21 protein-coding genes are annotated in these 23,721 nt (G+C 69.8%); 6 read left to right on the top strand and 15 right to left on the bottom strand.

Features of this window, described 5'->3' with window-relative positions:
- The first annotated feature begins 44 nt into the window (after nt 1-44).
- A complete protein-coding gene (locus tag OX958_RS03550; RefSeq protein ID WP_270135689.1) occupies nt 45-1,097 on the top strand; it encodes an SIS domain-containing protein in 1,053 nt (350 codons plus the stop codon).
- A gap of 72 nt (nt 1,098-1,169) precedes the next feature.
- Here the strand turns inward: OX958_RS03550 and OX958_RS03545 are convergent, their stop codons facing one another.
- Both OX958_RS03545 and OX958_RS03540 read right to left on the bottom strand, forming a co-directional pair.
- Nucleotides 1,170-2,435 carry an alpha-amylase family glycosyl hydrolase gene (locus tag OX958_RS03545; RefSeq protein WP_270135687.1) on the bottom strand — a complete coding sequence of 422 codons (1,266 nt, stop codon included), beginning with the start codon at nt 2,433-2,435 and terminating at the stop codon, nt 1,170-1,172.
- A 43-nt stretch (nt 2,436-2,478) separates the two neighbouring features.
- Nucleotides 2,479-2,694, bottom strand: a complete 216-nt coding sequence (locus OX958_RS03540) for a hypothetical protein (protein ID WP_270135686.1) — start codon at nt 2,692-2,694, stop codon at nt 2,479-2,481.
- Between the two features lie 215 nt (nt 2,695-2,909).
- Between OX958_RS03540 and OX958_RS03535 the strand changes: the two genes are divergently transcribed.
- Nucleotides 2,910-3,407, top strand: coding sequence for a SigE family RNA polymerase sigma factor (locus OX958_RS03535; protein WP_270135685.1), 498 nt, complete (start codon nt 2,910-2,912; stop codon nt 3,405-3,407).
- Between the two features lie 23 nt (nt 3,408-3,430).
- Nucleotides 3,431-4,237, top strand: a complete 807-nt coding sequence (locus OX958_RS03530) for a hypothetical protein (protein ID WP_270135683.1) — start codon at nt 3,431-3,433, stop codon at nt 4,235-4,237.
- Between the two features lie 61 nt (nt 4,238-4,298).
- Here the strand turns inward: OX958_RS03530 and OX958_RS03525 are convergent, their stop codons facing one another.
- The gene (locus OX958_RS03525; protein WP_270135681.1) at nt 4,299-4,982 is read right to left on the bottom strand and encodes a TrmH family RNA methyltransferase; all 684 of its coding nucleotides are present in this window, start codon (nt 4,980-4,982) and stop codon (nt 4,299-4,301) included.
- 24 nt (nt 4,983-5,006) lie between these two features.
- Here OX958_RS03525 and OX958_RS03520 point away from each other — a divergent pair, with 24 nt between their 5' ends.
- Nucleotides 5,007-5,705: a DedA family protein gene (locus OX958_RS03520; RefSeq protein ID WP_270135679.1), complete on the top strand. Its 699-nt coding sequence runs from the start codon at nt 5,007-5,009 to the stop codon at nt 5,703-5,705.
- A 22-nt stretch (nt 5,706-5,727) separates the two neighbouring features.
- Here the strand turns inward: OX958_RS03520 and OX958_RS03515 are convergent, their stop codons facing one another.
- From OX958_RS03515 to OX958_RS03490, 6 genes are all read right to left on the bottom strand, one after another.
- Nucleotides 5,728-6,132 carry a hypothetical protein gene (locus OX958_RS03515; protein WP_270135678.1) on the bottom strand — a complete coding sequence of 135 codons (405 nt, stop codon included), beginning with the start codon at nt 6,130-6,132 and terminating at the stop codon, nt 5,728-5,730.
- Nucleotides 6,133-6,249: 117 nt separating this feature from the next.
- Entirely contained in the window at nt 6,250-9,228 is a 2,979-nt protein-coding gene (locus OX958_RS03510) for an AfsR/SARP family transcriptional regulator (RefSeq protein WP_270135677.1), read from the bottom strand.
- A 274-nt stretch (nt 9,229-9,502) separates the two neighbouring features.
- A complete protein-coding gene (locus OX958_RS03505; RefSeq protein ID WP_270135676.1) occupies nt 9,503-10,336 on the bottom strand; it encodes a LemA family protein in 834 nt (277 codons plus the stop codon).
- A 103-nt stretch (nt 10,337-10,439) separates the two neighbouring features.
- Complete coding sequence (locus OX958_RS03500; RefSeq protein WP_270135675.1) at nt 10,440-11,126, bottom strand: hypothetical protein; 687 nt, start codon at nt 11,124-11,126, stop codon at nt 10,440-10,442.
- On the bottom strand, nt 11,123-11,671 hold the full coding sequence (gene pyrE, locus OX958_RS03495; protein WP_270135674.1) for an orotate phosphoribosyltransferase: 549 nt from the start codon (nt 11,669-11,671) through the stop codon (nt 11,123-11,125). The genes OX958_RS03500 and pyrE overlap by 4 nt, the downstream gene beginning before the upstream one ends.
- Before the next feature lie 27 nt (nt 11,672-11,698).
- Nucleotides 11,699-12,331 carry a class E sortase gene (locus tag OX958_RS03490; protein ID WP_270135672.1) on the bottom strand — a complete coding sequence of 211 codons (633 nt, stop codon included), beginning with the start codon at nt 12,329-12,331 and terminating at the stop codon, nt 11,699-11,701.
- 106 nt (nt 12,332-12,437) lie between these two features.
- On the opposite strand from OX958_RS03490, the gene tdh reads away from it, so the two are divergent.
- Entirely contained in the window at nt 12,438-13,481 is a 1,044-nt protein-coding gene (gene tdh / locus OX958_RS03485; RefSeq protein ID WP_270135671.1) for an L-threonine 3-dehydrogenase, read from the top strand.
- Nucleotides 13,481-14,662 (top strand): glycine C-acetyltransferase, encoded by a 1,182-nt coding sequence (locus OX958_RS03480; RefSeq protein WP_270135670.1) that lies wholly within the window; start codon nt 13,481-13,483, stop codon nt 14,660-14,662. The genes tdh and OX958_RS03480 overlap by 1 nt, the downstream gene beginning before the upstream one ends.
- On the opposite strand, the gene OX958_RS03475 is transcribed toward OX958_RS03480, so the two are convergent.
- Genes OX958_RS03475 through OX958_RS03450 form a run of 6 tightly spaced genes read right to left on the bottom strand, consistent with a single transcriptional unit; the run spans nt 14,659 to nt 23,610 of the window.
- Nucleotides 14,659-14,934: a hypothetical protein gene (locus OX958_RS03475; RefSeq protein WP_270135669.1), complete on the bottom strand. Its 276-nt coding sequence runs from the start codon at nt 14,932-14,934 to the stop codon at nt 14,659-14,661. The genes OX958_RS03480 and OX958_RS03475 overlap by 4 nt on opposite strands.
- Entirely contained in the window at nt 14,934-16,187 is a 1,254-nt protein-coding gene (locus OX958_RS03470) for a hypothetical protein (protein WP_270135668.1), read from the bottom strand. Before OX958_RS03470 ends, OX958_RS03475 begins: the two co-directional genes overlap by 1 nt.
- A complete protein-coding gene (locus OX958_RS03465; protein ID WP_270135667.1) occupies nt 16,184-17,227 on the bottom strand; it encodes a thiopeptide-type bacteriocin biosynthesis protein in 1,044 nt (347 codons plus the stop codon). Before OX958_RS03465 ends, OX958_RS03470 begins: the two co-directional genes overlap by 4 nt.
- Entirely contained in the window at nt 17,217-20,021 is a 2,805-nt protein-coding gene (locus OX958_RS03460; protein ID WP_270135666.1) for a lantibiotic dehydratase, read from the bottom strand. Before OX958_RS03460 ends, OX958_RS03465 begins: the two co-directional genes overlap by 11 nt.
- Nucleotides 20,018-21,652: a SagB family peptide dehydrogenase gene (locus OX958_RS03455; protein WP_270135664.1), complete on the bottom strand. Its 1,635-nt coding sequence runs from the start codon at nt 21,650-21,652 to the stop codon at nt 20,018-20,020. The genes OX958_RS03460 and OX958_RS03455 overlap by 4 nt, the downstream gene beginning before the upstream one ends.
- Nucleotides 21,653-21,699: 47 nt before the next feature.
- Nucleotides 21,700-23,610 carry a TOMM precursor leader peptide-binding protein gene (locus OX958_RS03450; protein WP_270135663.1) on the bottom strand — a complete coding sequence of 637 codons (1,911 nt, stop codon included), beginning with the start codon at nt 23,608-23,610 and terminating at the stop codon, nt 21,700-21,702.
- Between the last annotated feature and the right edge of the window lie 111 nt (nt 23,611-23,721).

The raw sequence follows: 23,721 nt of genomic DNA, 5'->3' as shown, positions 1-23,721 counted from the left end.
CACAGCATACCTGTTAAGACCAGATAGGACCAGTGATCGTCGTGGTGTCAACGCCCGTCCCCGCTCCCGCCACCCAGATGGCCCGCGAGATCGCCGAACAACCCGCGGCGCTGGCCGCGACGTTCGAGCACGTGTTGCCGCTGCGGCACGAGATCACCCGCCTGGCCGCCGGCCGCCGGCACGTGATCTTCGTCGCCCGCGGCTCGTCCGACAACGCCGGCGTCTACGGCCGCTACCTGACCGAGATCCACGCCGGCCGGCAGGCCTCGCTGGCCGCGCCGTCGGTCGCCACCCTGTACGGCGCCAACCTCGACCTGTCGAACTCGCTCGTGGTCGCGGTCAGCCAGTCCGGCGCCACCCAGGAGATCGTCGACACCGCCGAGTGGGCCAAGCGCAACGGCGCTGCCATCGTCGGCATCACCAACGACGGCGACAGCCCGCTGGCCTCGGTCGCCGACGTCGCGCTGATCACCCAGGCGGGCAAGGAACTGGCCGTCCCGGCGACCAAGACCTACACCACCCAGCTCGCCGCCATCACCGTCGCGGTGGACGCGCTGGCCCAGAAGCCGGGCACTCTCGACGCCGACATCGCCCGTGTACCCGACGCGGCCGCCAAAATGCTCGAAGGCTCCGTCGACGCCGCCGCCGAACTGCTCGCCGGCGCCCACGACGTCCTGTCCAGCGGCCGCGGCCTCACCTTCGGTACGACGCTGGAGGTCGCCCTCAAGCTGGAGGAGACCTGCCTGCAGCCGGTTCGCGGTCTCTCGTACGCCGACCTCAAGCACGGCCCGATCGCGGTCGTCGACTCCGACCTGGTCACCATTCTGGTCGCGGCCGGCGAAGGCCCCGCCCTGCCGGGCATGACCGAGCTCGCCTCGATCGTCCGCGAGAAGGGCAGCAAGATCCTCGGCATCGGCGGCGACGCCACCTTCGCCTCCCGCTGCGACGTCAACCTGGCCGGCCCGGACCTGCCCGAGACGCTCGCCCCGCTGGCCCTGGTCATCCCGGCCCAGCGCGCGATCGAAGCACTGGCCCGCAAGCTCGGCCTCGACCCCGACGCCCCCCGCGGCCTCCGCAAGGTCACCCAGACCGACTGAGTCGACTCGCACCGCCCCGCGCCCGCGACCAACCAGTTGACCGCCGTCCAGATCGGTCGCAGCCAGAACTGCTCAACCGCTGACCAGCACCAGCCAGCTGTGCGGCGGCACCAGCAGCGGGTCGTCCGGCAGGCGCCCGGGGTCCGACTGAGCGGCGACGACGAGGCCTGCCACTTCCACCGGGAAGCGGTAGGCCTCGTCCCCCACGTTCAGCAGGAGCAGCAGTTGCCCGTGCGCGTCACCTGACCGGAGTGCGAGCGACTCGTTGGTGAGATGGGCGACCTTGGTCCGCGACCGCGTCAGCCACGCATTGCGACGCCGTACGCCGATGAGTTGCTGGTGCAGCCGGTACGTCGACCAGTCGGGATCGACCAGGTCACTGGGCTTGTCCGGGAACTCCGGCCGGATCGCGTCGTCGCCACCGACCCTGTCCTCCTTGATGCCCCGCATGGCCTGCTCGTCGCCGGCCCAGATGCTCGGCACGCCGGCCACTGCGAACAGCACCGCCAGCGCGTGCCCCAAGTGGCGTGGATCGTCCAGTTTGCTGGCGATCCGGGTCACGTCGTGGTTGCCGACGAAGGTCTGCGGGACCAGCGGATCGACCAGCTGCTGGTGCCGCTCCAGCGCATAGGCCAGCTCGAAGAAGTTGCGGTCGTTCAGCGAGCTCCAGATCGCCTTCCACAGCTCGTACTGCGTGACCGAGTCGAGCGTGCTGGCCGCCGCGTAACCGGCGTAGTCGCCATGGATCAGCTCGCCGAAGAACCACGCCTCCGGGAACCGCTCGCGCACCTGCGACAGCACCCCACGCCAGAACTCCGGCGCCACCGCGTACGCCGCGTCGAGGCGCCAGCCGTCGATCCCCCGGTCGAGCCAGTGACACATCACCTCGACCACGTGGTCGCGCACCGCGGGCTCGTCGTGGTTGAGCACCACCAGCTGCTGGTGGCCCTCGAAGGTGTCGTGCGACCCGTCCGGCCGGTACCGGAACCACTCCGGCGGTGCCTCGAAGCTCCGGGCGACGTGGTTGAACACGCCGTCCAGGAGAATCCGCAGCCCGCGTTGCTTGGCCGCGGCAACCAACGAGTCGAAGTCCTCGTAGTCACCCAGCCGCGCGTCGATCCGGAAGTGGTCGACGGTGTCGTACCCGTGCGTCTCGGACTCGAAGATCGGCCCGAGCAGCAGCCCGTTGCAGCCCAGCTCGACCAGGTAGTCGAGCCAGTTCTCCAGCCGGCCGAGCCGGGCGGTCCGGAATCCGGTGGGCAGCGCGGCGTCCTCGGCGCCGACGAATCCCAGCGGGTAGACCTGCCACCAGATCGCGTGATCGGCCCAAGGCACCATCAGCCCTCCTCAGAGTCGATGACACCACCCTAGATGTCCTGCCTCAGCTGGCCTCACTCGCCAGGCTGGGATACTCACGGCCGACTTCGTGCACGAGCGCGACCACCTCGGCCGTCTCGGCCTCCAGCAGCTTGAGCAGCGCGGTCCGCGACTCGTCGCTCTTGGCCTCCACCGCGGCGGTGGAGATCGCCTGCACGGTCGCCACCTCGTGCAGCAGATCCGCCCACATCGCACGCCGGACATGCAGATTGGAACTCATGTGTTTCCCCCTGGATCGTCAACGCTGAACCCGAACCAGCGCAGGCCGAAGCAAGCGCCGTCCCCGCCCGAGTTGGGACTGACTTCTCTTCCAACGCGCCTCCCCACCACCGGGTTACGCCCCTGACCCGACAACTTTTCGCACCTTCCTGCAACAAGATCGGACCGGAAGGGCTCTTACCTCTTCGACAGCTGTTCGGCGACGGAAGGGTGATCGTGAGTGCGGATCTCGAGGAGTTCAGCCAGTTCGCCGCTGCCCGCGGCACACAACTGTTCCGGATGGCCTATCTGCTGGCGGGCGACCGGCACGCGGCCGAAGACCTGACCCAGACCACCCTCGGCAAGCTCTACGCCGCCTGGTCCAAGGTCAGCCGGGCCGACAACCCGGTGGCCTACAGCCGCACCGTGATGGTGCGCACCTACGTCGCCTCCCAGCGCAGGACCCGGCTGGAGCGGCCTACGTCCGAGGTCCCCGACGACGGCCGGTACGGCGAGGACACCGCGCTGCGGCTGACCTTGTTCGCCGCGCTGGCCGAGCTGGCGGCGCGCGACCGGGCGATCGTCGTACTGCGCTACTGGGAGGACCACAGCGTCGAGGACACCGCCACCATCCTCGGCGTCAGCTCCGGCATGGTCCGGACCCGCAGCCAGCGCGCGCTCGCCAAGTTGCGAACCCGGCTCGGCAGCGATCTCAGCGAGTTGAGCGGGCGATGAGCCCCGAACCGGAAGGACCCCTGATGACTTTCGAAACCGAACTGCGCGACCACCTGCACGCGGGTGTCGACGACACCCCCGTCGATCTCGGCCCGCTCCTGGCCGCCGGAGTTGCCCACGGCAACAAGCTGGTACGCCGCCGGCGACTGACCCGGATCTTGGCGGGCGCTGCCACCGTCGCCGTACTGGGCGGCGCCTTCGCGTACGCCGGGTCGGTCGACGGCGTTCCCGACGGCGCCATCGCACCGGCCGGACCGGGGGTCACAACCCAGGCTCAGCAGGCGAAAGCAGACATCACCCCACAAGCCACCCTCGCACTCCTGCTCGAGTTGATGCCCGATGCCAAGCAGGCCGCCAACCGGCGCGGCGGCTTCGAGGGCGTGGGCAGCGTGCTGGGCGTCTACACGACGACCGACTACGGCACCGCGTCGATCCGGCTGGAGATCGTCAAGGACCAGCACCCGTTGCCGTGCAGCGACACCGACACCGACTGCAAGGTCACCACGCTGCCGGACGGCTCCCGGCTCCGGCTGCTGGACACGACCGTTCCTGGACCGCGCGGCATGGACGAGTACCAGCAGTTGCAGGCCAACCTGATCCGCAAGGACGGCCTGAACCTCAACCTGATCGCGGTCAACACAGCACCGGCCGAGCCCGCCGTCACGATGGCCCAGCTGAGAGCCATCGCCACCAGCCCACGCTGGCAGCTGCAGCTCGACCAGGCGTTCATCACCAAGAGCGCCGGCCTGTTCACTCCGCGGCTGGTCACCCAGCCGTCCGTGCCGCAGCCGATCGGCCCCCAGCCGACCTCACCGGGAGCAAGCAAGTGACCGTGGCGGCGGGCAGTCTCCGGATCGCCGGCTCGGGCGACGAGACCGGGTCGTCCGACAGCTACGCCGGGTTCACTCCCGCCGGTTGAGCGAAGGTGTGGCGGCGGATCCACGCGTGCATCGCGATGGCCGCCGCCGCGCTGGCGTTGATGGACCGGGTGGAGCCGAACTGGGCGATGGACAGCACGTCGGTACAGATCTTGTGGGCCTCGTCGGTCAGGCCGGGACCCTCCTGCCCGAAGAGCAGCAGGCAGTCGGTGGGCAGGTCGTAGGTCTCCAGCGGCACCGAGCCGGGCAGGTTGTCGATGCCGATCACGGTCAGTGCGTGCTCTTCGGCGTACGCCGCGAGGTCGGCAAGCCGCGGGTGATGGCGCACGTGCTGGTAGCGGTCCGTCACCATCGCGCCCCGGCGGTTCCATTTGCGGTTGCCGACGATGTGCACTTCCCTGGCCAGGAAGGCGTTCGCGGTCCGGACCACCGAGCCGATGTTCAGGTCGTGCTGCCAGTTCTCGATCGCGATGTGGAACGGGTTCCGCCGGGTGTCCAGGTCCGCGACGATCGCTTCCAGCCGCCAGTACCGGTACTTGTCCACCACGTTGCGGCGGTCACCGGCAGCGAGCAGTTCCGGGTCGTACTGCGGATCGGCGGGCGGCTCGCCCGGCCACGGGCCCACGCCGACCTCTGCCGGGCCGACCAGGTCGGCTCCGATCAGGTCGGCCGGCTTGTCACGATTGGCTTCCTGCATAGGTCGGGACGCTACCCTGTGCGCGTGCTCTTACAGATGGCGATGCTGATGCCCAACTGGATGGACCCGGAATACCTGCTGAACTGGCTGGGTGACTGGGCGCTGTGGGGCACCCTGCTGATCATCTTCATCGAGTGCGGGCTGCTGTTCCCGATCCTGCCCGGTGACTCGCTGCTGTTCGCGGTCGGGCTGTTCATCGCCCACGGCACCATCGACGTCCCGCTCTGGCAGGCCTGCCTGCTGCTGACCATCGCCGCGTTCCTCGGCAACGTGTCCGGCTACTACATCGGCCGGGTGCTCGGCACGACCCTGTTCAAGAACCCGAACGCGAGGTTCCTGAAACCGAAGTACATCGAGCAGACCCACGAGTTCTTCGAGCGCTACGGCCCGCGGGCGCTGGTGCTGGCCCGGTTCGTGCCGATCGTGCGGACCTTCATCACGGTGGTGGCCGGCGCCGGCAAGATGGACCCGAGGAAGTTCTTCCTCTGGACCGGCATCGGCGCGGTGCTGTGGGCCACCGGCGTCACCCTGCTCGGGCACGCGCTCGGCCGGGTGAAGTTCATCCACGAGCACCTCGAGTCGGCGCTGCTGCTGCTGGTGCTGGTCTCGCTGATCCCGATGGTGGTCGAGTACTTCCTGGCCCGGCGCCGCGGTCACGGCCACGTCGTCGAGGGCCTGGAGGCCCAGCTCGAGGACTCCGTCGCCGCGGAGCCCAAGCACTGACCACCTCTCGGGCGCTGAGAGCTCAGTGCCCGAAGGGGAAGTGCGGCTCCGACCAGACGTAGTCGGTGCTGACCTCGGCCAGGTCCGACGTACTGACCTGGCCGCACGGCAACGGCCCGACCACCTGACCCGAGCCGAGTGAACAAGCCACCCGGATCAGGTCTGCCGCCTGGTACCAGACCAGCGCCCCCCGTGGCGCCCGACCTTCTTGCAGAAGGTCGTGGTGGTCGAGCCATTGCAACGCGTCTGCCGGATCGTGCCAACCGCTGTCCTGAGCGAAGCCGAACGCCATCCGCTGGAACTTCAGCGACCAGTCCTGCCAGGCCGCCGACCCCACCCGTTCCAGCTGCCAGCCCAGCGCAGCTTCGGTGTCCCGTGGGTTGGCACCCCACGAAACGCTTTGCCGCTCCACAACAATCTCCCCCATGGCCGTGCTCCCCCATCCTCCGGCCGCTGCCGTGGTACACCGATCTTCGCGCGGCCGCATACAGCGGCCGTACATTGCAAAGATCAACTACCCAGCGCGACGGCGCCGAAGAGGAAGTCAGCCCGCCGCGAGATCGGTGGTGAGGGCCGCCAGCGCGGCCCGTGCCTCGGCCACCTTGGCGTCGTTGGCGACCAGCTGCCGCACTCGGGCCGCGCGATCGAGATAACGACGGGCGAAGTCGAGGTTCCCGGTGCTCGCGTAGAGCTGACCGAGGTCGTACGCCGCCTGCCCCTCGACGCTGCGATCGCCCAGCCGGTGACCGATCTCGATCGCATCGAGCAGCATTCGCCGGGCGGCGGCGTCGTCACCGACCGCGATCAGTGCCCGGCCGAGGTCGGCCCGCCCGTACGCCGCGCAGTGGTCGTCGCCCAGCGCGGTGAAGATCGCCAGCGAGGCCTGCAACTGCCGCACCGCCTGGTCGTTGCGGCCCTGCTGCAACCGCAGCGTGGCGATCCGGCGACGGACCTTCGCCTCACGGTGCGAGTCGCCGAGCCGGACGCCGAGCAGGAAGGCCTCGGCCAGATAGCGTCCGGCGGTGACCGTGTCGTTGCGGGCCAGCCAGATCGAAGCGGCCGCGCTGCGGGCCACCACCTCGCCGTTCTTGTCCCCCACCTCGACGAGCGCCTCGACCGCGCGCTCGTACTGCGCCAGCGCCTCGTCGGGCCGGTCGCGTTCGCGCAGCCAGGTGCCGAGCCCGACAGCGGCGATCCCGGCCCCTTGGCGGTGGCCGATCTCCTCGAAGATCGCGGACGCGTCCTTCAGGTGCTGCCAGGCCACGTCCCAGTCGTCCTGGTAGAGCGCGAGCTGAGCCAGGTTGCGGTGCATGATCGCCTCGCCGTGCCGGTCCTGGCAGGCGATCGCGCTGGTCAGGCCGGGCTGGTGCGACTCGTTCCAGTCGTCGAAGTACGCGCGCATGTCGAGGTACGGGCCCCACGCGGCGGCGATCCGCCAGGCGTGGTCGTGCAGGCCGTTCTGGGCGGCGGCCCGGATCGCCGGCGCGAAGGTGGACCGCTCGGCGTCGAACCAGGCGATCGCGTCCGCCGAGGTGAACGGTTGCGGATCGGGGGCGAGCAACGGGCCGGTGTGCTCGACGACCCCGAAGTACCCGAACGGCAGCGCCGCGGTGGCCCGGCGGACCTTCTGCAGCAGGGAGTCGAAGACGGTTCGCAGGTCCTCGATCGCCTGCGCCTGCTGCTCCGCGTCACCGACGGCGATGGCGTGCAACCGCAGCAGGTCGTGCACGCGGTAGCGCGCCGTACCGTTCGCGTCGACGGAGTTGATCTGCACCAGGTTGACCTCGATCAGCCGGTCCAGGCTGCGGCGGACCGAGGCCGGCGTACCGATCGTCTCCAGGATGCGGGCGGAGAACTCACCGACCGCGAAGCGCCCGATCAGCCGGTAGAGCCGGGCCTCCTCGGCACTCAGCGCGTCGTAGCTCAGATCGGCGCTGGTCCGGACGGCGAGCTCACCGATGCTCAGCTCGTCCAGCCGCTGGGTCTCGTCCCGCAACCGCCGGGCCAGCTCGGCCGGGCTGAGGTCGGGGCGCTGGGCCAGCCGGCTGGCGACGATCCGGATCGCGAGCGGCAGGTTGCCGCAGGCGGCGAGGATCTCGGTGGCCGCCGCGGAGTTCGTGTCGACCCGGCCGGCGCCCGCGACCCGGCGGAGCAGCTCGGTCGCCTCGCCGTCGTCGAAAGTGTCGAGCGGTGTGCTGTCGGCACCGGCCAGGTCCATCAGCCGGTTGCGGCTGGTGATCACGACTGCCGAAGCCCCGGTACCGGGCATCAGCGGCGCGATCTGACTCGCGGCGGCGACGTCGTCCAGCACGATCAGGACCCGCCGGCTGGCCAGCTCCGACCGCAGCGCGGCCGACCGCCGGTCAGGGTCGGCCGGTACGGCGGAGTCCGGCAGGTTGAGGCTCAGCAGCAGATCGGTCAGGGCCGCCGTGGGGTCTCGCGGATCGGTCGCGCCGCGCATGTCCAGGTAGATCTGACCGTCGGGGAACGACTCGCGCACCAGGTGACCGAGCCGGACCGCGAGCGAGGTCTTGCCAGTGCCGGGTGCGCCCGAGATCACCGCGATCGGCGGGCGGACGGGATCACGGCCGCAGACCAGGTCGCGCAGCCGCTCGAGGTGCTGCTCCCGGCCGCTGAAGTCGGCCAGGTCCAGCGGCAACTGGCTGGGCGGGCGGTGGGGTTCGTTGAGTACCGGGGACGCCATCGGGCCGGCTGGCTCCGGCTCCGCGGGTTGCGGCGTACGGGCTGCTGGGATACCCGGCTCCGGCCAGTTGGCTGAGCGGCCGTTCTCTGCACGGGCACCGGCTGCTTGAAGCTCCGGACCGGGCTTCACGTCCAACTCGTCGGCCAGGGTCCGCACAGCCTTCTTGTACGCCGCTCTGGCTTCGCCCGTCCGTCCGGCGGCCAGCAGCGCGTCCACGAGTCGCCGCCAGAGCTGTTCGTCGTACGGGTCCTCGGTGAGCCGCCCGCTGAGCAGTACGGCGGCGCCACCCGCGTCGCCGTACTCGAGTCGCAGGTCGAGCAAGGTGTCCACCAGGCCGCGGTACTGGGCGTCCAGACGGGAGATCGACCCCTCCCAGGCGGACGGGATGGTGAGGTCTTCGAGCGGATGACCACGCCAGAGCGAGTAGGCACGGGACAGCACCACCATGGCCTCGCGCTTGTCCCCCGCGTCGCGCAGGTGACCGCCTTCGGCGAGCAGCGACTCGAAGAGGCTCGCGTCCAGCTCGTCGACGCCGACCCCGATGCTGTAGCCGGCCGCGGAGGTGTCGATCGCCGCGACCAGGCCGGCCTCCTGCAGGACGCCCCGCAGGGACCGGACGTAGGTGCGGATATTGGCCGTCGCCGAGCGGGGCGGGTTGCCCTCCCAGAGGGCGTCGGCGATCAGGTCGGTGGAGACGAAGCGATTCGGGTGCAGCAGCAGGGTGGCGAGCAGTTGCCGCGGCTTACTGGCGCGTAACGGCCGGCCCTGGGCGTGAGCGAGGCGTAGAGGTCCGAGGATCTCGTACCTCAGACTGTCCACTTGCTCGCCCTCTCAACTATTGGCCCGCCCCATGGTGTCATCCGCCGGGCCCACCGGGAAGGTTCGGCGGCTGCGATGTACGCCGCGATGTACGCGCGATGTATCCGGGCCCGACATAGTTGGCGGCAGGTACCGGGGGGAGGGCAGGCCCGGGGGTGACGAACTGACCGTCGTCACCACCGGGCCTGAATTTCCGAACTTTAGGGCGCTGGGTTCTGGCCGTGGGGGCACTGGCCGGGGGGAGGCCCAGTGCCCTATCGGCCACCGGCTGGGGTTACTGACCGCCGGTGAAGGGCGGCTGACCGTCCTGCGGAGCGGGGGCTCCCGCAGGCGGTCCGCCGACAGGGGGCTGACCCGCGGACTGCTGGCCGCCGGCCGGCGGGAACTGCTGCTGCGGCTGGTACTGCGGCTGCTGCTGCGGGATCTGCTGGTAGCCACCCTGCTGGTCCTGCTGCCCCGGCAACTGCGGCTGGATCTGGCCCGACGACTGCGTACCCGGATGCATCTGCGGCTGGGCCGGCTCGCCCTGGACCGAGCCGATGGTGCCGAACGAGACCTGCGGGACCGCGCGGACCTGCTCGTCCTTGACCTCGAAGTAGCCGGCCTTCTCGAACTTGAAGCGGCCCGCGATGATGTTCGACGGGAACGCCTCGATCCGGGTGTTGTAGTCGCCGACGTTGGCGTTGTAGAAGCGCCGTCCGGCCGCGATCCGGTCCTCGGTGTCGGTCAGCTCGCGCTGCAGGTTGAGGAAGTTCTGGTTCGACTGGATCTGCGGGTAGGCCTCGACCGAGATCATCATCTGGCGCAGCGCACCGGACAGCTCGCCCTCGGCGCTCGCCCGCTGCTCCGGCGAGGCACCCTGCACGTTGACCGCCTGGGTGCGCAGCCGCGCGACCTCCTCGAACACGTGCCGCTCGTGCGCGGCGAAGGCCCGGACGGTCTCCACCAGGTTCGGGATCAGGTCGTAGCGCCGGTGCAGCTCGACGTCGATCTGCCGCCAGGACTCCTGGATCAGGTTCCGCTGCTTGACGAACCGGTTGTACGAGACCATCAACGCGATGGCCAGAATCACGACGATCGCGACGACGATGACGATGACGAGGGTCATTTCCCTGCTCCCGAGTGTTGGGTACGGCTCGATGCGACTCTAGCGCCGCCCGGGTCAGACGCAGTGACCCATGACGTGGATCCCGCCCGGAATCAGGCCGGGGTCACCGCGGGTCGATGCCGGCGTAGTCGCGCCAGACGTACGGCGGGATCTGGTCCGCGACGAGCTGGAGCAGCTGCAGACGGTTCATCACCTCGACGGGAGTGTGCGGGCCGGGGTCCCAGCCGACCAGGGAGTTGCCTTCGACCCGCCAGCCGATCTCGCCGCGGGCGAGCAGCAGCTCCATCATCTGCGGGTGGACGACGGCGTGGCCGAAGCGCTGGTCGTCGGCCTTCACCCGGAACGCCCGGTTGAACTGCTCGCTCTCGAAGCGGAGGTCGGCGAAGCCCAGCGCGTTCGCGACCGCGCCGCCGAAGATGCCCTCGTGGGTGACCTCGAGCCTGGGCAGTGCCCCCGGCAACTGCAGCACCACGACGCCGAACTTGTGCGTCTGGGTCCGCCGCTGCCCTTTCCCGTTGGTCGTATGGGTCTGGTAGCTGTAGTCGAAGGCAACGATCTGCCGGCCCTGGAAGGCACCGGTGAGCACGTTGACAGCGTGCCGGTTGTCGCCGGTCTGGAACGGCGTACCGCCCCATTGGTTCGCCAGGGCATGGTTCAACGGCTGGTAGCTGAAGCCCTGCTGGGCGGCGAAGGCGGCGAACGCCTCGCGCCGCTTCTTCGCCCTGCTGTAACTGACGTAGAACAGCGCGAATCCGGCGAGAACCGCCGCGACGACGATCAGAACGGTCATGACCCGAGACCGAGCTCCTCGAGGCCGAACACCGAGCGGTACTCCAGGCCCTCTGCCTCGACCTTCTCCTGCGCGCCGGTCGCCCGGTCCACGATCACCGCGACGGCGACGACCTCGGCACCGGCCGCGCGCAGCGCCTCGACGGCCTGCAGCACCGATCCACCCGTGGTCGAGGTGTCCTCGACCGCGAGCACGCGGCGGCCCTTCACGTCCGGTCCCTCGATCTGGCGCTGCAGCCCGTGCGCCTTGCCCGCCTTGCGGACGACGAAAGCGTCCAGCTTGCGGCCCTGCGCCGCCGCCGCGTACAGCATCGACAACGCCACCGGGTCGGCACCGAGGGTGAGCCCACCGACCGCGTCGTACTCGAGGTCGGCGGTCAGCTCCAGCAGCGCGGGCCCGATCAGCGGCGCGGCCTCGGCGTCCAGCGTGATCCGGCGCAGGTCGACGTAGTAGTCGGCTTCCTTGCCGGAGGCCAGCGTCACCTTCCCGTGCACGACGGCCTTGGTTCTGACCTGGTCCAGCAGCGCGGCGCGATCGGAGTTCATGAGGCCTCAGCCTAGGCGACCCGGCGGTCAGGGTTTCCGGTCGGCCTTGACCAGGTGACCGAAGGCGACCGAGCGGTCCGGGGAGTGGAACAGGTCCTGGCAGGTGGTGAGCGTGATGATCGAGCTGACCGGCGCCTGGCGGGCCTTGCCCGGGACGGGTTCGAGCACCCAGTTGTCGGCCGGTTTCACGGTCAGGTCGCGAGGCGAGCCGTCGAGTTCGTAGGTGTAGATCATGGTCGCCGTCTCCACGATCACCTGGTCGCCCTTGGACAGCTCCAGCAGCTTGCGGAACGGCGATCCGTGCGTGACCCGGTGTCCGGCGACGGCGAAGTTGCCCGGCTCCCCCGGCAGCTGGGTCTGCGGATAGTGCCCGATCCCGCGGGTCAGCTCGTCCTTGCCGACCCCCTCGACGACCGGCTTCTCCCAGTCCTTGCCGAACTTGGGGATCCGCAGCAACACGATCGGCGTACCGGCGGACGGCTTGGCGGACGGCTTCGGCGCCGCCGGCTGCCAGTCCTGCTGCAGGTCCTGCTTGAGCCCGTCCATCGCGTTGTTCGAGGTGATCCCGGTGCCGAAGTACTGCCAGCCCACCCAGCCGAGCAACCCGGCCCCGGCCACCAGCAGGACGACCCCCAGACCTCGTACGACGCGCCGTCCCATGGCCCTAAGTATGCAGATCTACTGCAAAGGCTTTGTACGTCGTGTCGATGGACGCCGGTGGTTGCCGCGGACGACGATGTGCTGAGCATCCGTCGAGGAGGTAGCCGTGAAGGCGCTGGTGAAGGCCGAGAGCAGGCCGGGACTGTGGTTGCAGGACGTCCCGGAGCCGCAGATCGAGGCGGACGAAGTACTGATCAAGGTACTGCGAACCGGTCTGTGCGGGACCGATCTGCACATCCAGAGCTGGGACCCCTGGGCGCAGAAGAACGTGCCGGTGCCGATGGTCACCGGGCACGAGTTCTGTGGCGAGGTGGTCGAGATCGGCGCCGGGGTCCGCGACATCGCGGTCGGTGACCTGGTCAGCGGCGAGGGTCACCTGGTCTGCGGCCGCTGCCGCAACTGCCGGGCCGGCCGCCGGCACCTCTGTATCAAGACCCGCGGCCTCGGCGTCCACGTGGCCGGCGCGTTCGCGGAGTACCTGAAGCTGCCCGCGACCAACGTCTGGGTGCACCGCGACCCGGTCGATCTCGACGTGGCCGCCATCTTCGACCCGTTCGGCAACGCCGTGCACACCGCGCTGTCGTTCCCGGTGGTCGGCGAGGACGTGCTGGTCACCGGCGCCGGCCCGATCGGGATCATGGCCGCGGCCGTCGCGCTGCACGCCGGCGCGCGCAACGTGGTGATCACCGACCTGTCCGACTACCGGCTCGACCTGGCCCGCAAGATCGGCGTCACGCACGCGGTGAACGTGCGTGAGCAGAGCATCGCCGACGCCCAGCGCGACCTCGGCATGCGCGAGGGCTTCGACGTCGGGATGGAGATGTCGGGTCAGCCCGCCGCGCTGCGCGACATGCTGGCCAACATGAACCACGGCGGCAAGATCGCGATGCTGGGGCTGCCCGCCGACGAGATCGCGATCGACTGGGGCACGGTGGTGCTCAACATGCTGACCATCAAGGGCATCTACGGCCGGGAGATGTTCGAGACCTGGTACTCGATGTCGGTGATGCTGGAGCGCGGCCTCGACCTGGCGCCGGTGATCACGCACCGGTTCGGCTACCAGGACTTCGAGCAGGCCTTCGACGTCGCCCGGGCCGGCGACTGCGGCAAAGTGATCCTGGACTGGACCAACCTGGAGGAGAAGCACTGATGTTCGGCCGGATGCGCGACGACCTGACCACCACCATCGGCGAGATCCGCGACGCCGGGCTGTACAAGTCCGAGCGGGTGATCAGCTCACCCCAGAACGCCTCCATCTCAGTTGCCTCAGGCAACCAGGTGCTGAACTTCTGCGCCAACAACTACCTCGGCCTGGCCGACCACCCCGAGGTGATCGCGGCCGCCCGGGACGCCTTGGACCGTTGGGGTTTCGGGATGGCGTCGGTGCGGTTCATCTGTGGCACCCAGCAGATCCACAAGGACCTGGAAGATGCCCTCAGCACCTTCCTCGGCCAGGAGGACACGATCCTCTACAGCTCCTGCTTCGACGCGAACGGCGGGCTGTTCGAGACGCTGCTCACCGCCGAGGACGCGGTCATCTCCGACGAGCTCAACCACGCCAGCATCATCGACGGCATCCGGCTGTCGAAGGCCAGGCGGTACCGCTACAAGAACCGCGACATGGCCGACCTGGAGACCCAGCTGAAGGACGCCGCCGACGCGCGGTACCGGCTGATCGCCACCGACGGCGTCTTCTCGATGGACGGCTACGTCGCCCCGCTGGACGAGATCTGCGACCTGGCCGAGCGGTACGACGCGCTGGTGATGGTGGACGACTCGCACGCGGTCGGTTTCGTCGGCCCGGACGGCGCCGGTACGCCGTCGCTGTTCGGCGTCCAGGACCGCGTCGACGTCCTCACCGGCACCCTGGGCAAGGCGCTCGGCGGCGCGTCCGGCGGTTATGTCTCCGCCCGGCGCGAGATCGTCGAACTGCTCCGCCAGCGCTCCCGCCCGTACCTGTTCTCCAACTCGCTCGCCCCGTCGGTGACCGCTGCGTCGCTGAAGGCGCTGCAGCTGATCGCCGACTCGACCGAGCTGCGCGACCAGCTCACCGCGAACACGAAGCTGTTCCGCTCGCTGATGACCGAGGCGGGCTTCGACGTCCTCCCCGGCGACCACCCGATCTCCCCGGTGATGATCGGCGATGCCGCCGAGGCCGGCCGGCTGGCCGAGAAGCTGCTCGAACTGGGCGTCTACGTGATCGCCTTCTCGTACCCCGTCGTCCCGCACGGCAAGGCGCGGATCCGCACCCAGCTCTCGTCGGCGCACTCCACCGAGGACATCGAGCGCGTCGTGGCCGCCTTCGTCGAGGCTCGCGCGGCCCTGGCCTAGGACTTCGGCGACGGCCCGCCCTCGATCGGGGGCGGGCCGTCCTCGACGCCGGTGTGCTTGCGCACGGCGTCCAGGTAGATCCGGTCGGCGCGATCCTGGATCCGCTCCTGCGACTCGATCCGCAGCTGCTCGCGCTTGGTGAGCTCACGCTCCCGCATCATCGCCAGCTCGTGCTTGCGCTGCCGGCTCTGCACCACGCCCCAGACGATCCAGCCGCCGCAACTCAGGGCGATCACGAAGAAGACGCCGAGCAGTGTCTGCAACAAGTCCATCAGGCCGCCTCCGTCGCTCTCCGCTTCCACACTACGGCCCAGCGCAGCAATCCGCAGACCGCGACGGCCTCGGCGACCAGTACGGCGACCGCCACGGCGGGGCTCCACAGGTCGGCGAGACTCGAGTACCAGCTGCGGACCAGCAGCACGAGCGCCGGCCCCAGGATCGCGGTGGCCAGTACGGCGTACGCGCTGTAGATCACCCGCGCTCGCCGCGGATACCCGGCGATTCCGGCCGGCCCGCGGCGCAGGAAGGCGCCGGCGAAGCGGAACGACTCGCCCTGCAGGTTCGACGTCGAGGTGGCGTGTTCGAGCATGTGATAGCCGTCCAGCTTCAGCACCGGGATCAGGTTCGCCACCGCTGAGACGACCCCGAACAGCAGCAGCGCACCGGCCAGTCCGTGCCACCAGCCCGTCTGCGGGCCCCACCACCAGAACGCGGCGAACGGGATCAGCGCGATCAGGTTGACGTAGACCCCCGCGAACGACGTGACGACGCGTTGCCCGGGCCGCGGAAAGGTGACGACGTCGTCGACCTTGCAGTACGGCGCGATCATCGGGAACCGCCACATCACCCCGATCTCGGTCGGGCGGCCGCCGTACCGGACACAGGCGATGCCGTGGAAGAACTCGTGCCCGGCGATCACCAGCCAGCCGACCGTGAACCCGACCAGCCCCGCGGTCCAGCGGGACGGCGACTCGGTCACGGCCGACCAGAGCGTGGACCACTCGAGCAGCACGAACACCGCGACCGCCGTACCGAGCAGAGTCAGCGGTACTGCGGCCAGCGGGTGCAGCAGCCACCCGATCCGCCGAGCCAGCGGTACGACGAGCTCAGCGGCACCAGGCAGCGGCCGACGCCACAGCAGTGGCGACCTGCCCGCGGCGCGGCGGGCGACCGCTGTCTTCTCCCGTACTGCGTCCAGCTGCTCGGGCGCGGCCGGATCGATCAGCGCGTGCGAGTGCAGCAACCCGAGGAGCTGCTGCCAGTGCGCCTCTCCCAGCCTCTTGCCGAACCTGCCCGCGTACTCGGCGCTGATGTCGGCCAGTGTCCGGCGCCCGTCCAGCTGCGACATCAGGAACGCCTCTCGCGGACCCACCCGCAGGAACGCCTGGGTGTCGCGGTCGCCGATCAAGTGGACGACCGCCGTTCCCTTCTGCAGGCCGGGCCCGATCCGGACGGCCGCACGCAGAGCCGGCCGCGCCTCCGCCAGCCATCCGCCCGCCGCGGCGGGATCGCTGACGGTCGTCATACCGCTGCCGACACCGGCGCCGGTGCCTCGGCCGCCACGGGCTCCAGCGCCCGCTCGATCAGGTAGGACAGGTAGATCTCGTCCAGGATCGCGACGCCGAGCCGGTTGTTGGTCATGTGGACGTAGGAGCTGAGCAGCACCGCCGCCCGCGCCTCGGGATCGGCGATCGGCTCCCGGCCGGTGCCACCGGTCCGGCTCGGGAACAGCAACTGCCCGGCCTCCGCATCCACCCGCGCGCGCAGTTCGCGGCAGTGGGTCAGCCAGATCCGTTCGATCCCGGAGAGCTGCTGGGCGGAGTCACCCGTACTGACCGTGCGGATCCGGTCGACCCGTTCGGACAGCGAGTCCCGGGTCAGCGCGTAGCTCTTGTCGAAGGACTCGTGGTAGTCGTCCGACGGCTCCTGGTACGACGTCTCCCAGAAACTCCGGTAGCGCTGGAAGAAGCGCCGGACCGCCTCGTCGGTCTCCAGGAACGAGTACGCCGTCAGCAGCGACAACTGGGTCGCCAGCCCGAGCAGTACCGGCCGGACGTGCGTGTTCGAGGTGGCCAGCAGCTTGGCCACCAGGTCGCTCGAGGCCTCGAAGTGCCATTCCCCCAGCTCCATCCCGGCCGGACCGCCGTACCGGTCGAACTCCTGCTCGTAGGGCAGCAGCGCGACGCTGTTGTTCGGCCGGAACGGCATCGCGCCGTCCACGCCGTACTCCTCGACGAAACGCTCCTCGCCGTACTCGGCCACGTACATCTTCTTGTAGATGTCGCCGAGCCCGTCGACGTCGGTGTCGTAGAGCGCCGGCCGGCGGGCCAGGAACGCCTCGATGGCCGCGGTGGCGCGCTTGGTCACCTCCTCGCGCAGCTCGGGCCGGGCCGGCCGGAACCTGACCCGCAGGTGTGGTCCCTCCATCCAGTACTTGATGAAGAACCAGCGGTCGATCAGCTCGTCGCGGCGCAGTTCGGCCACCAGGGGCCGGACCGCCTCGACCAGGATCGGGTTGGCGTCACTGGCGTAGAAGACGTGCAGGGCCACCCAGTCATTCGTCATCGCAGTCCCTCCCGGTGTCGTAAAGCTCCAGCAGCAGTTCGCAGACGTGCGGCCGGCCGTGCTCGTCGGTCAGCCAGAGTTCGTCGGTGTCCGGGTTCGCCTCGGTCAGCACGATCCGGGCCGAGGCACCGAGGGCCAGCTGTTCCAGCAACTGCAGCGACATCCAGCTGTCGAAGTCCACCGGCAGCGGCTTGCGCCCGGCCTTGCGTTCGCCACCTGGGGTGTCCGGAGTGTCGGGCGCGTCCGGCGCCGCGCCGTCGTCGACCGCGGACTTGGCCGCCGCGTTGTCGATCTGGGCGAACAGCCGCGCGGGCAACCCGTGGTCCAGCCGCCATCGCCGCACCCTGAGCAGATGCTCGGCGTCGGAGTGCCGCGGATCGCGGAACGGGAAGACCGCCGTGTTCAGCTTCCACATCCGCCGCTGCAGCACCAGGTCACCGAGCACGAGCCGCGGATACGACTGGATGCCGTCGACCGGGACCGGATCGCCGGTGCCGGCCCACAGGTCGATCTGGGCCATCCCGCTGGGCGAGAAGCAGAGCAGGATCTGCTGGATCTCCGGCAGCGCCATCGGCATCAGGAAGCCCAGGTAGACCGGTACGACCTCGCGGCCCAGCCGGGTGGACATCAACCGGACCCGGTCCGCTTCGGCGTCGTGCACCAGGACCAGGTCGTCGAGCGCGATCTGCTCGTCCTTGGGCCGCGTGCTCGCGTCTCCCGGACAGACGATCTCGTACTGCGTGACCGCCGGGTGCACGTTGAGGTTGGTGGTCTCGTACCCACCCCGCAGCTCGGCCAGCACCGCTCCGTCCGGTGCGTAGTCGCGCAGGATCTCGGCGATCAGGTCGCGGGCCCGGGTCCCCTCGGCGTCGAGGCTGTGGGCGAACCGCGAGAACATCAGGGTCAGCCCGGCGTAGGCCTGGTTGAGAACCAGCCGGCCGGGCTCCTGACCGCCGGAGGCCAGCTGGACGAAGAACGACCACGGCTGCGCGAGCTGCTCGCCCGGCGGCAGCTCACGGCGTACGGCGTCGACGAAGTCCGGACCGAGGCGGATCTCCTCCACCGGGCCGGGATCGTCCGACCGCAGGTCGCGCAGGTGCAGCGAAGCCGCCTCGCGGGCCTTGTCGACCGCCACGATGTCCGGCAGCTTGAACCAGTTCTCCTGCGGCACGAACGCGTTGTCGTCGTCGAACTGCCGGCGCCGCATCGAGCGCCGGGTGTAGGGATCGAAGAAGTCGCGCTGGAACTCGTGACAGAACCGGACGACGTCCGAGCAGTCACCGCCGATGCCGTACCGCGCCTTGAAGAATCCCTTGGCCGTCAGGCGTCTGGAGACGTTGAGGTCGAAGGCGGGCAGCAGGTCCGCGAGATCGGCGAGATCCGGCAGCAGGGTGCGCTCCCACAGCCCACGATCCACCTCCATCCCGTCACCGGTGATCGTGGTGTCCTCGTAGATCACCGTCCGCGGCACCAGCTGGTCGGACGCCCCGAGCAGCTCGAAGCAGGCCCGCACGTGATCCCGTACGCCGCTGAGCACGGCGGCGCGCTGTCGGGCCGGCGTACCGGGGTAGGCGTCGATCAGGTCCACCGCCGCCTGCAGCGAGGTGGCCAGCTGCTGCAGGGTCGGATGGTCCTGAGCCCGCAACGCGGTGAGCAGGACCTTGGTGGGGTCGCTGGCCCGCAGGTCGATCTGGAGGTCCGGCGCGAGCAGGAACCCGAGCCGGAGCAGGTGCCCGATCAGCTGGTCGGCTTCCGCCGGTGAGCGCTCGTCGGCCTTGGCCGCGATCTGCAGGCTCAGCTCGGCCAGCGTCGGGCGGTCCTCGCGGGTCAACTCGACGATGTCGTCGAGTGCCGGACCACCAGGCAGGAAGAAGAGGTTCTCATGAACGTTGTCAATAGCAACGACCGCGTCGGGGTCGGTACCGGACGCGGTCCGGCGACGGACGTAGCGCATCGTCTCGCCGTCCGAGCTGGCGCCCGGCGCGAGGCTCACTCGCAGACCGGAGCGCAGGGTCGAGTCGGCCAGCACGACCGCCGCCAGCCGGGCCAGCACCGCGATGTTCAGGCGGACCGTCGAGCGCTGCTCCAGCGAGACCGGTTCGGGGCGCGGCCGGGTGGCCGTGTCGCTGAAGCGGCCGAGCCCGACGGAGGTGAGCGTGCTGAACGGGCTCGTCTTGAGCGCGGCCCGGTAGAGCAGCTCCAGCAGCGTCCGCTCGACCTGGCGGCCGTGCTTGTCGACCTTCCGGGTCGGGTCGAGGTACCGGTCCATGTTCTTCTCGAGCACTTCCGACTGGAGCAGGACGGCACTGCGGAGCTTGTCGTCGGCCAGCAGTTCCCTTGCTCTGGCGCGAGCCGCCGCAAGGTCTTCACCCAGTACGGCGACGCCCTGGTCGAGCAGCTCCCGCACCCGGTTGATCGTCGCGACCCACTGGTGCGTCAGAGCCCGGGTCTGCTCGGGCAGCAGCGGCTCGGCGCGGGTCACGGTGCTCGGCCGCGGCCGGCGCCCGTTGAAGGCGTCGCGGCGAAGGTTGATCAGCGCCACCCGCTCCGGGTCCTCCGGGTCGCGGGCCGCCAGTTCGGTCTCCAGCGCCTCGCGGAGCTCGCTCCCGGTGGCGTCTCTGACGGCTTCGGCCCCGAGCACCTGTTCGGTCCAGGAGACGGCGGCCGGAGTACGCAGTACGGCGACTGCCTCGGCCGACTGACCGGCGACCCGCAGCAGGAAGCCGGAGCCGAGCCGCCAGCCGGACGTCGTACCGGCGTCCGGGCTGTAGGGGTTCGAAAGCACATCGGTCATCGGAGGTCTCCTTGGGCCGGACGGTGGTGCAGACCGTGGTCGTAGCCGGCGCGGCCGGCCCGTTCGTGACCGAGCAGGAGGAAGAGCATGCTGCGCTCGTCGGTCTGCCCGATGCCGAGGAACTCGTCGACGGCGAGGTTGTCGATGCCGAGCACGGCGCCGATGCCGAGCCCTCGGGCCGTCGCGGCGAGGTAGCTGGTCTGGGCGAGCTGGCCGACCTCGACACTCAGCATGCGATACCCGCGGGCGCCGTAGGCCTCCACGAGCGCCTCCAGCCGGCCGGTGATCACCAGTACGGCGGCTACCTCGCTGATGTTGTAGTTGGTCAGCGCGTAGTGCCGCTGGACCTCGCCGTAGTCGAACTCCCCCGCACGGATCAGCTGATGCTCGGTCGGGTCGTAGGCGTAAGCACGCTTCTCCAGCCCGTCGACAGCGTTGGGCAGCACCCAGAGCCGAGTCCAGGGGTCTTGCCGGGGCGCGGGCTCCACATCTGATCCGGCGCGAGTCATGCGGGCAGTAGTCTCCAGCACTGATCCCAGGTCGGCAGTGGACAGTCTCGGGCGGGAGGAGAACAGACCGAAGCTGGAGCGCCTGGTACACAAGCTCGTTGTGAGGTCCTTGACCGACGGACCGGGTGCAGGCAGCGGCAGGACGCCGGCGGACCGGTCGAGTGACACCGGGGTCAGGTCCGCTCCACGACCGGTTGGTCTGGCCTGCTCACCGACCAAGGCGGCTGCGTGGACGCGCTCGGCCAACTCGAAGTCGCGGACACGTTCGGACTTCTCCCAGACCCGCAGCTGCGGCGGCGTACCGGGCTGGACTGCCGCCTGCACCGCGCGGCTGGGGCCGAGCGGGACAACCACGAAGGGTGCCTCGGTGCGGCCGTCCACCGCGAGCGCAGTACTGACCGGGTCCTCGTCGAACCACAGGACCGGCTCGACCGTGTGCCCCGCCGCCGCGAACACCAGGCGCCAGGAGGCGAGCAGCGCGCCCACGTCCTGGGCCACCACGTGGTAGCTGAAGGAGTTGTACTTGAACGCGTTCTTCCAGAACTTCAGCGTGGCCACCAGATACAGCCCGGCTTCGACCCCGGTCGCCGCGGCCAGCTCGGCGCAGCGGTTCGCCGAGGACAGCCGGTCGAGGCTGTGATGAGCCGTGTCGTAGTGATAGACACCGCTCCGCAACGACGCCTGGCTGCCGGCCACCAAGTAGCTCTCCGCCGGGTACATCCCGCCCCCGGACGCTGTCGGCCGGGCCCAGACCGGCGCGGTCGGCCGCAGCTTGGCCGTGCTGTCCTCGTTCCAGTTCAGCTGAGTACGGCGGTCGATCAACCCGTAGCAGCCGAGCACGGATGCCAGCAGGTCGAGCGAAGGCAGCTCGGCGTTCACCGGGCCGGCAGCACGAGCCGCGGCCTCCTCCACCTCGATCGACGGCAGGTTGGCGAACGGCACGGGCAGCGGCAGCTTCGGAGCGTCGAGGTACAACTTATGCCTCGACGGCTGATCCGCCCAGTCCACCTGGAAGCCGAGCGGCGGCAGTGGCACTCGTTGCCGCTCGAACATCCGGCGTGCGTAGTCCATCGCGACCGCAGAACGGCTCGGCCCGGCGGTGGCATCGATCTGGCTGGTCACCTGCACTCAACTCCTACGGAAGACGACGGACGGGCTCGAAGACACGATCAGGGGAAGGGATGCGGGACCCGGTGCAACTGCTCGGGGGTGAGCGGCTGCGAGGTCCGCCCGCCCGCGTACGGCGCCCACAGCGTCCGGGGCATCGTCAGCACCCGCTGCCGCTGCCAGCCGAAGTCGATCGGGATCAGACCGGGCACGATCGTGGCCACCGTGCGCAACCCCATCGCGAGCTGCTCGGGCGTGGTCTGGTCGACCACCACGGTGTCCATCCCGCGCTCGGCGAACAACGCGACGATCTCCTCCACCGGCTCCCGCAGGTCCGTGGCCGGAGGCCGGCCCGTGGTCCAGTTGGCGAAGACGTCGTCGAGCGGCGTGACCTCGGTCTGCCGCAGCCAGTGCTGGGCGTGCTCGGCCATCTCCGGCATCCCGAACAGCAAGGCGTGGTGGGCCAGCTCGCCCACGTTGCGGTAGTCCGTCACCATCGGACGCACCTCGTCCAGGCTCTCGGTCACCCGCTCCTCGAACCCGGTGACATAGGACGCCACCTCACAGACAGCAGCCCGTACGGCGTCCGCCGGGTCCAGCGACGCGCCCCCGGCGAAGCACAGCGTGCCCGGGCCACCGTCACGCCGTACGGCGACCGCCCCGACCGCCGGCACCGGCAGGTCGACCCGGATGTCGAAGCAGCGCAGGTCGTAGCCGAGCAGGTCGACGTGCGCCCGCATCTGGCGGACCAGCGCGTTGTCCACCGTGTCCAGGTCGATCTCCACCGGAGTGAGACCGCTGTACCAGCTGATCAGGAAGGCGTCCCGCTCGATCAGCTCCAGCTGGCCGTGCAGCACCGCTTCGGTCACCGAGCTGCCGGACGCGCAGCCGTTCGAGCACTCCTGCACGGTGTTGCGATGGTCCTCGCGATGGTCGAGGTAGTACACGATCTGTTCGGGCACCAGCAGCGCGCGCTGGTCCCGGACGGACCAGCCCCAGACCCAGGGCACCTTCGGATTAGTTGCCCAAGGCACGTACTTGTCCGAGTGCCCGACATAGAAGTCGGGATCGTAGAGACCGCACTGCTCCATCTCCACGTACGGCACGGTCAGCTCGGCCGGGGTGGCCCGCAGCGCGACGTCCAGCCGGCGCGGCCGTTGACCGGCATCGCGCTCCAGGCCTTCGAGAGCGCCCAGCAGCTCGCTGCGCTGATAGCTCTCGGCATGTCCGCTCCACCACATCTCGTGCAGCCCGTACTTGCTCCGGACCTCGAAGTGGCCGCTGGCGGGGGCCGTCGCGGTGGCGTGGTACGCCCGGATCGCGGGTCCGCCGAGCATGCCGCAGACCGGGTTGGCGAGCGCCTCCATCGGCAGGGCGAGGTCTTCTGGCTTGCGCGAGCGACCGCTGCCGGGGCTCGACGCCGGGGTGGGCACCAGCTGGATCCGGGCGCCGTCCGCGGTGTCCGGTTCGGGCCGCGCGCAGACGTCGCAGGAGGAGTCGCGGATCAGCCCGTAGCGTTCGACCCGCGCCGTACGGGTGTCGATCTCCCACACCGGGTACGCCGGTCCGTCGGTGCTCGCTTCGCTCGCGACGCGGCTCAGCATGGCGGCCACGGCGAGGGCGTGGTGGGCCGGCGTGATCGTCTCGGTGGTCAGGATGCCGTGCGGGTGATCGAGGATGCGGCGCTCGACGGTCGGACGGCAGACCACCCACCGGCGGTCGAAGCAGGTCGGGCAGGGGCCGGCGTCGCCGCCCGGAGTCGCGGCGATCACCAGGGTGCCGGCGTAGATCCGGATGCTGACCGTGGCGGTGGTGTCCGGTGGACCGATCGTGGTCCGGTCCTCCTGCCCCGGCAGGCCGAGTACGGCGACGTCCAGCGTCAGCACCGGACCGGGCGGAAGCAGCGCCGCGATCGACGTACCAACGGCCGCGACCATCGGAGGAGCCGTAGTTGTCTCTTCCACTGTTGTCACTGGATGCTGCTCCTTCGTGGTCCGGGGCGGGGGATCTTGCGGTGGGAGGTGAACATGCTGCGGACCAGGGCCCTTGGTCCGCAGCACTCAGCTCACAGGCTCAGCACGCGA

It is taken from the genome of Kribbella sp. CA-293567, from assembly GCF_027627575.1.
Lineage (GTDB): Bacteria > Actinomycetota > Actinomycetes > Propionibacteriales > Kribbellaceae > Kribbella.
This window is presented reverse-complemented; position numbering and strand designations above follow the sequence as displayed.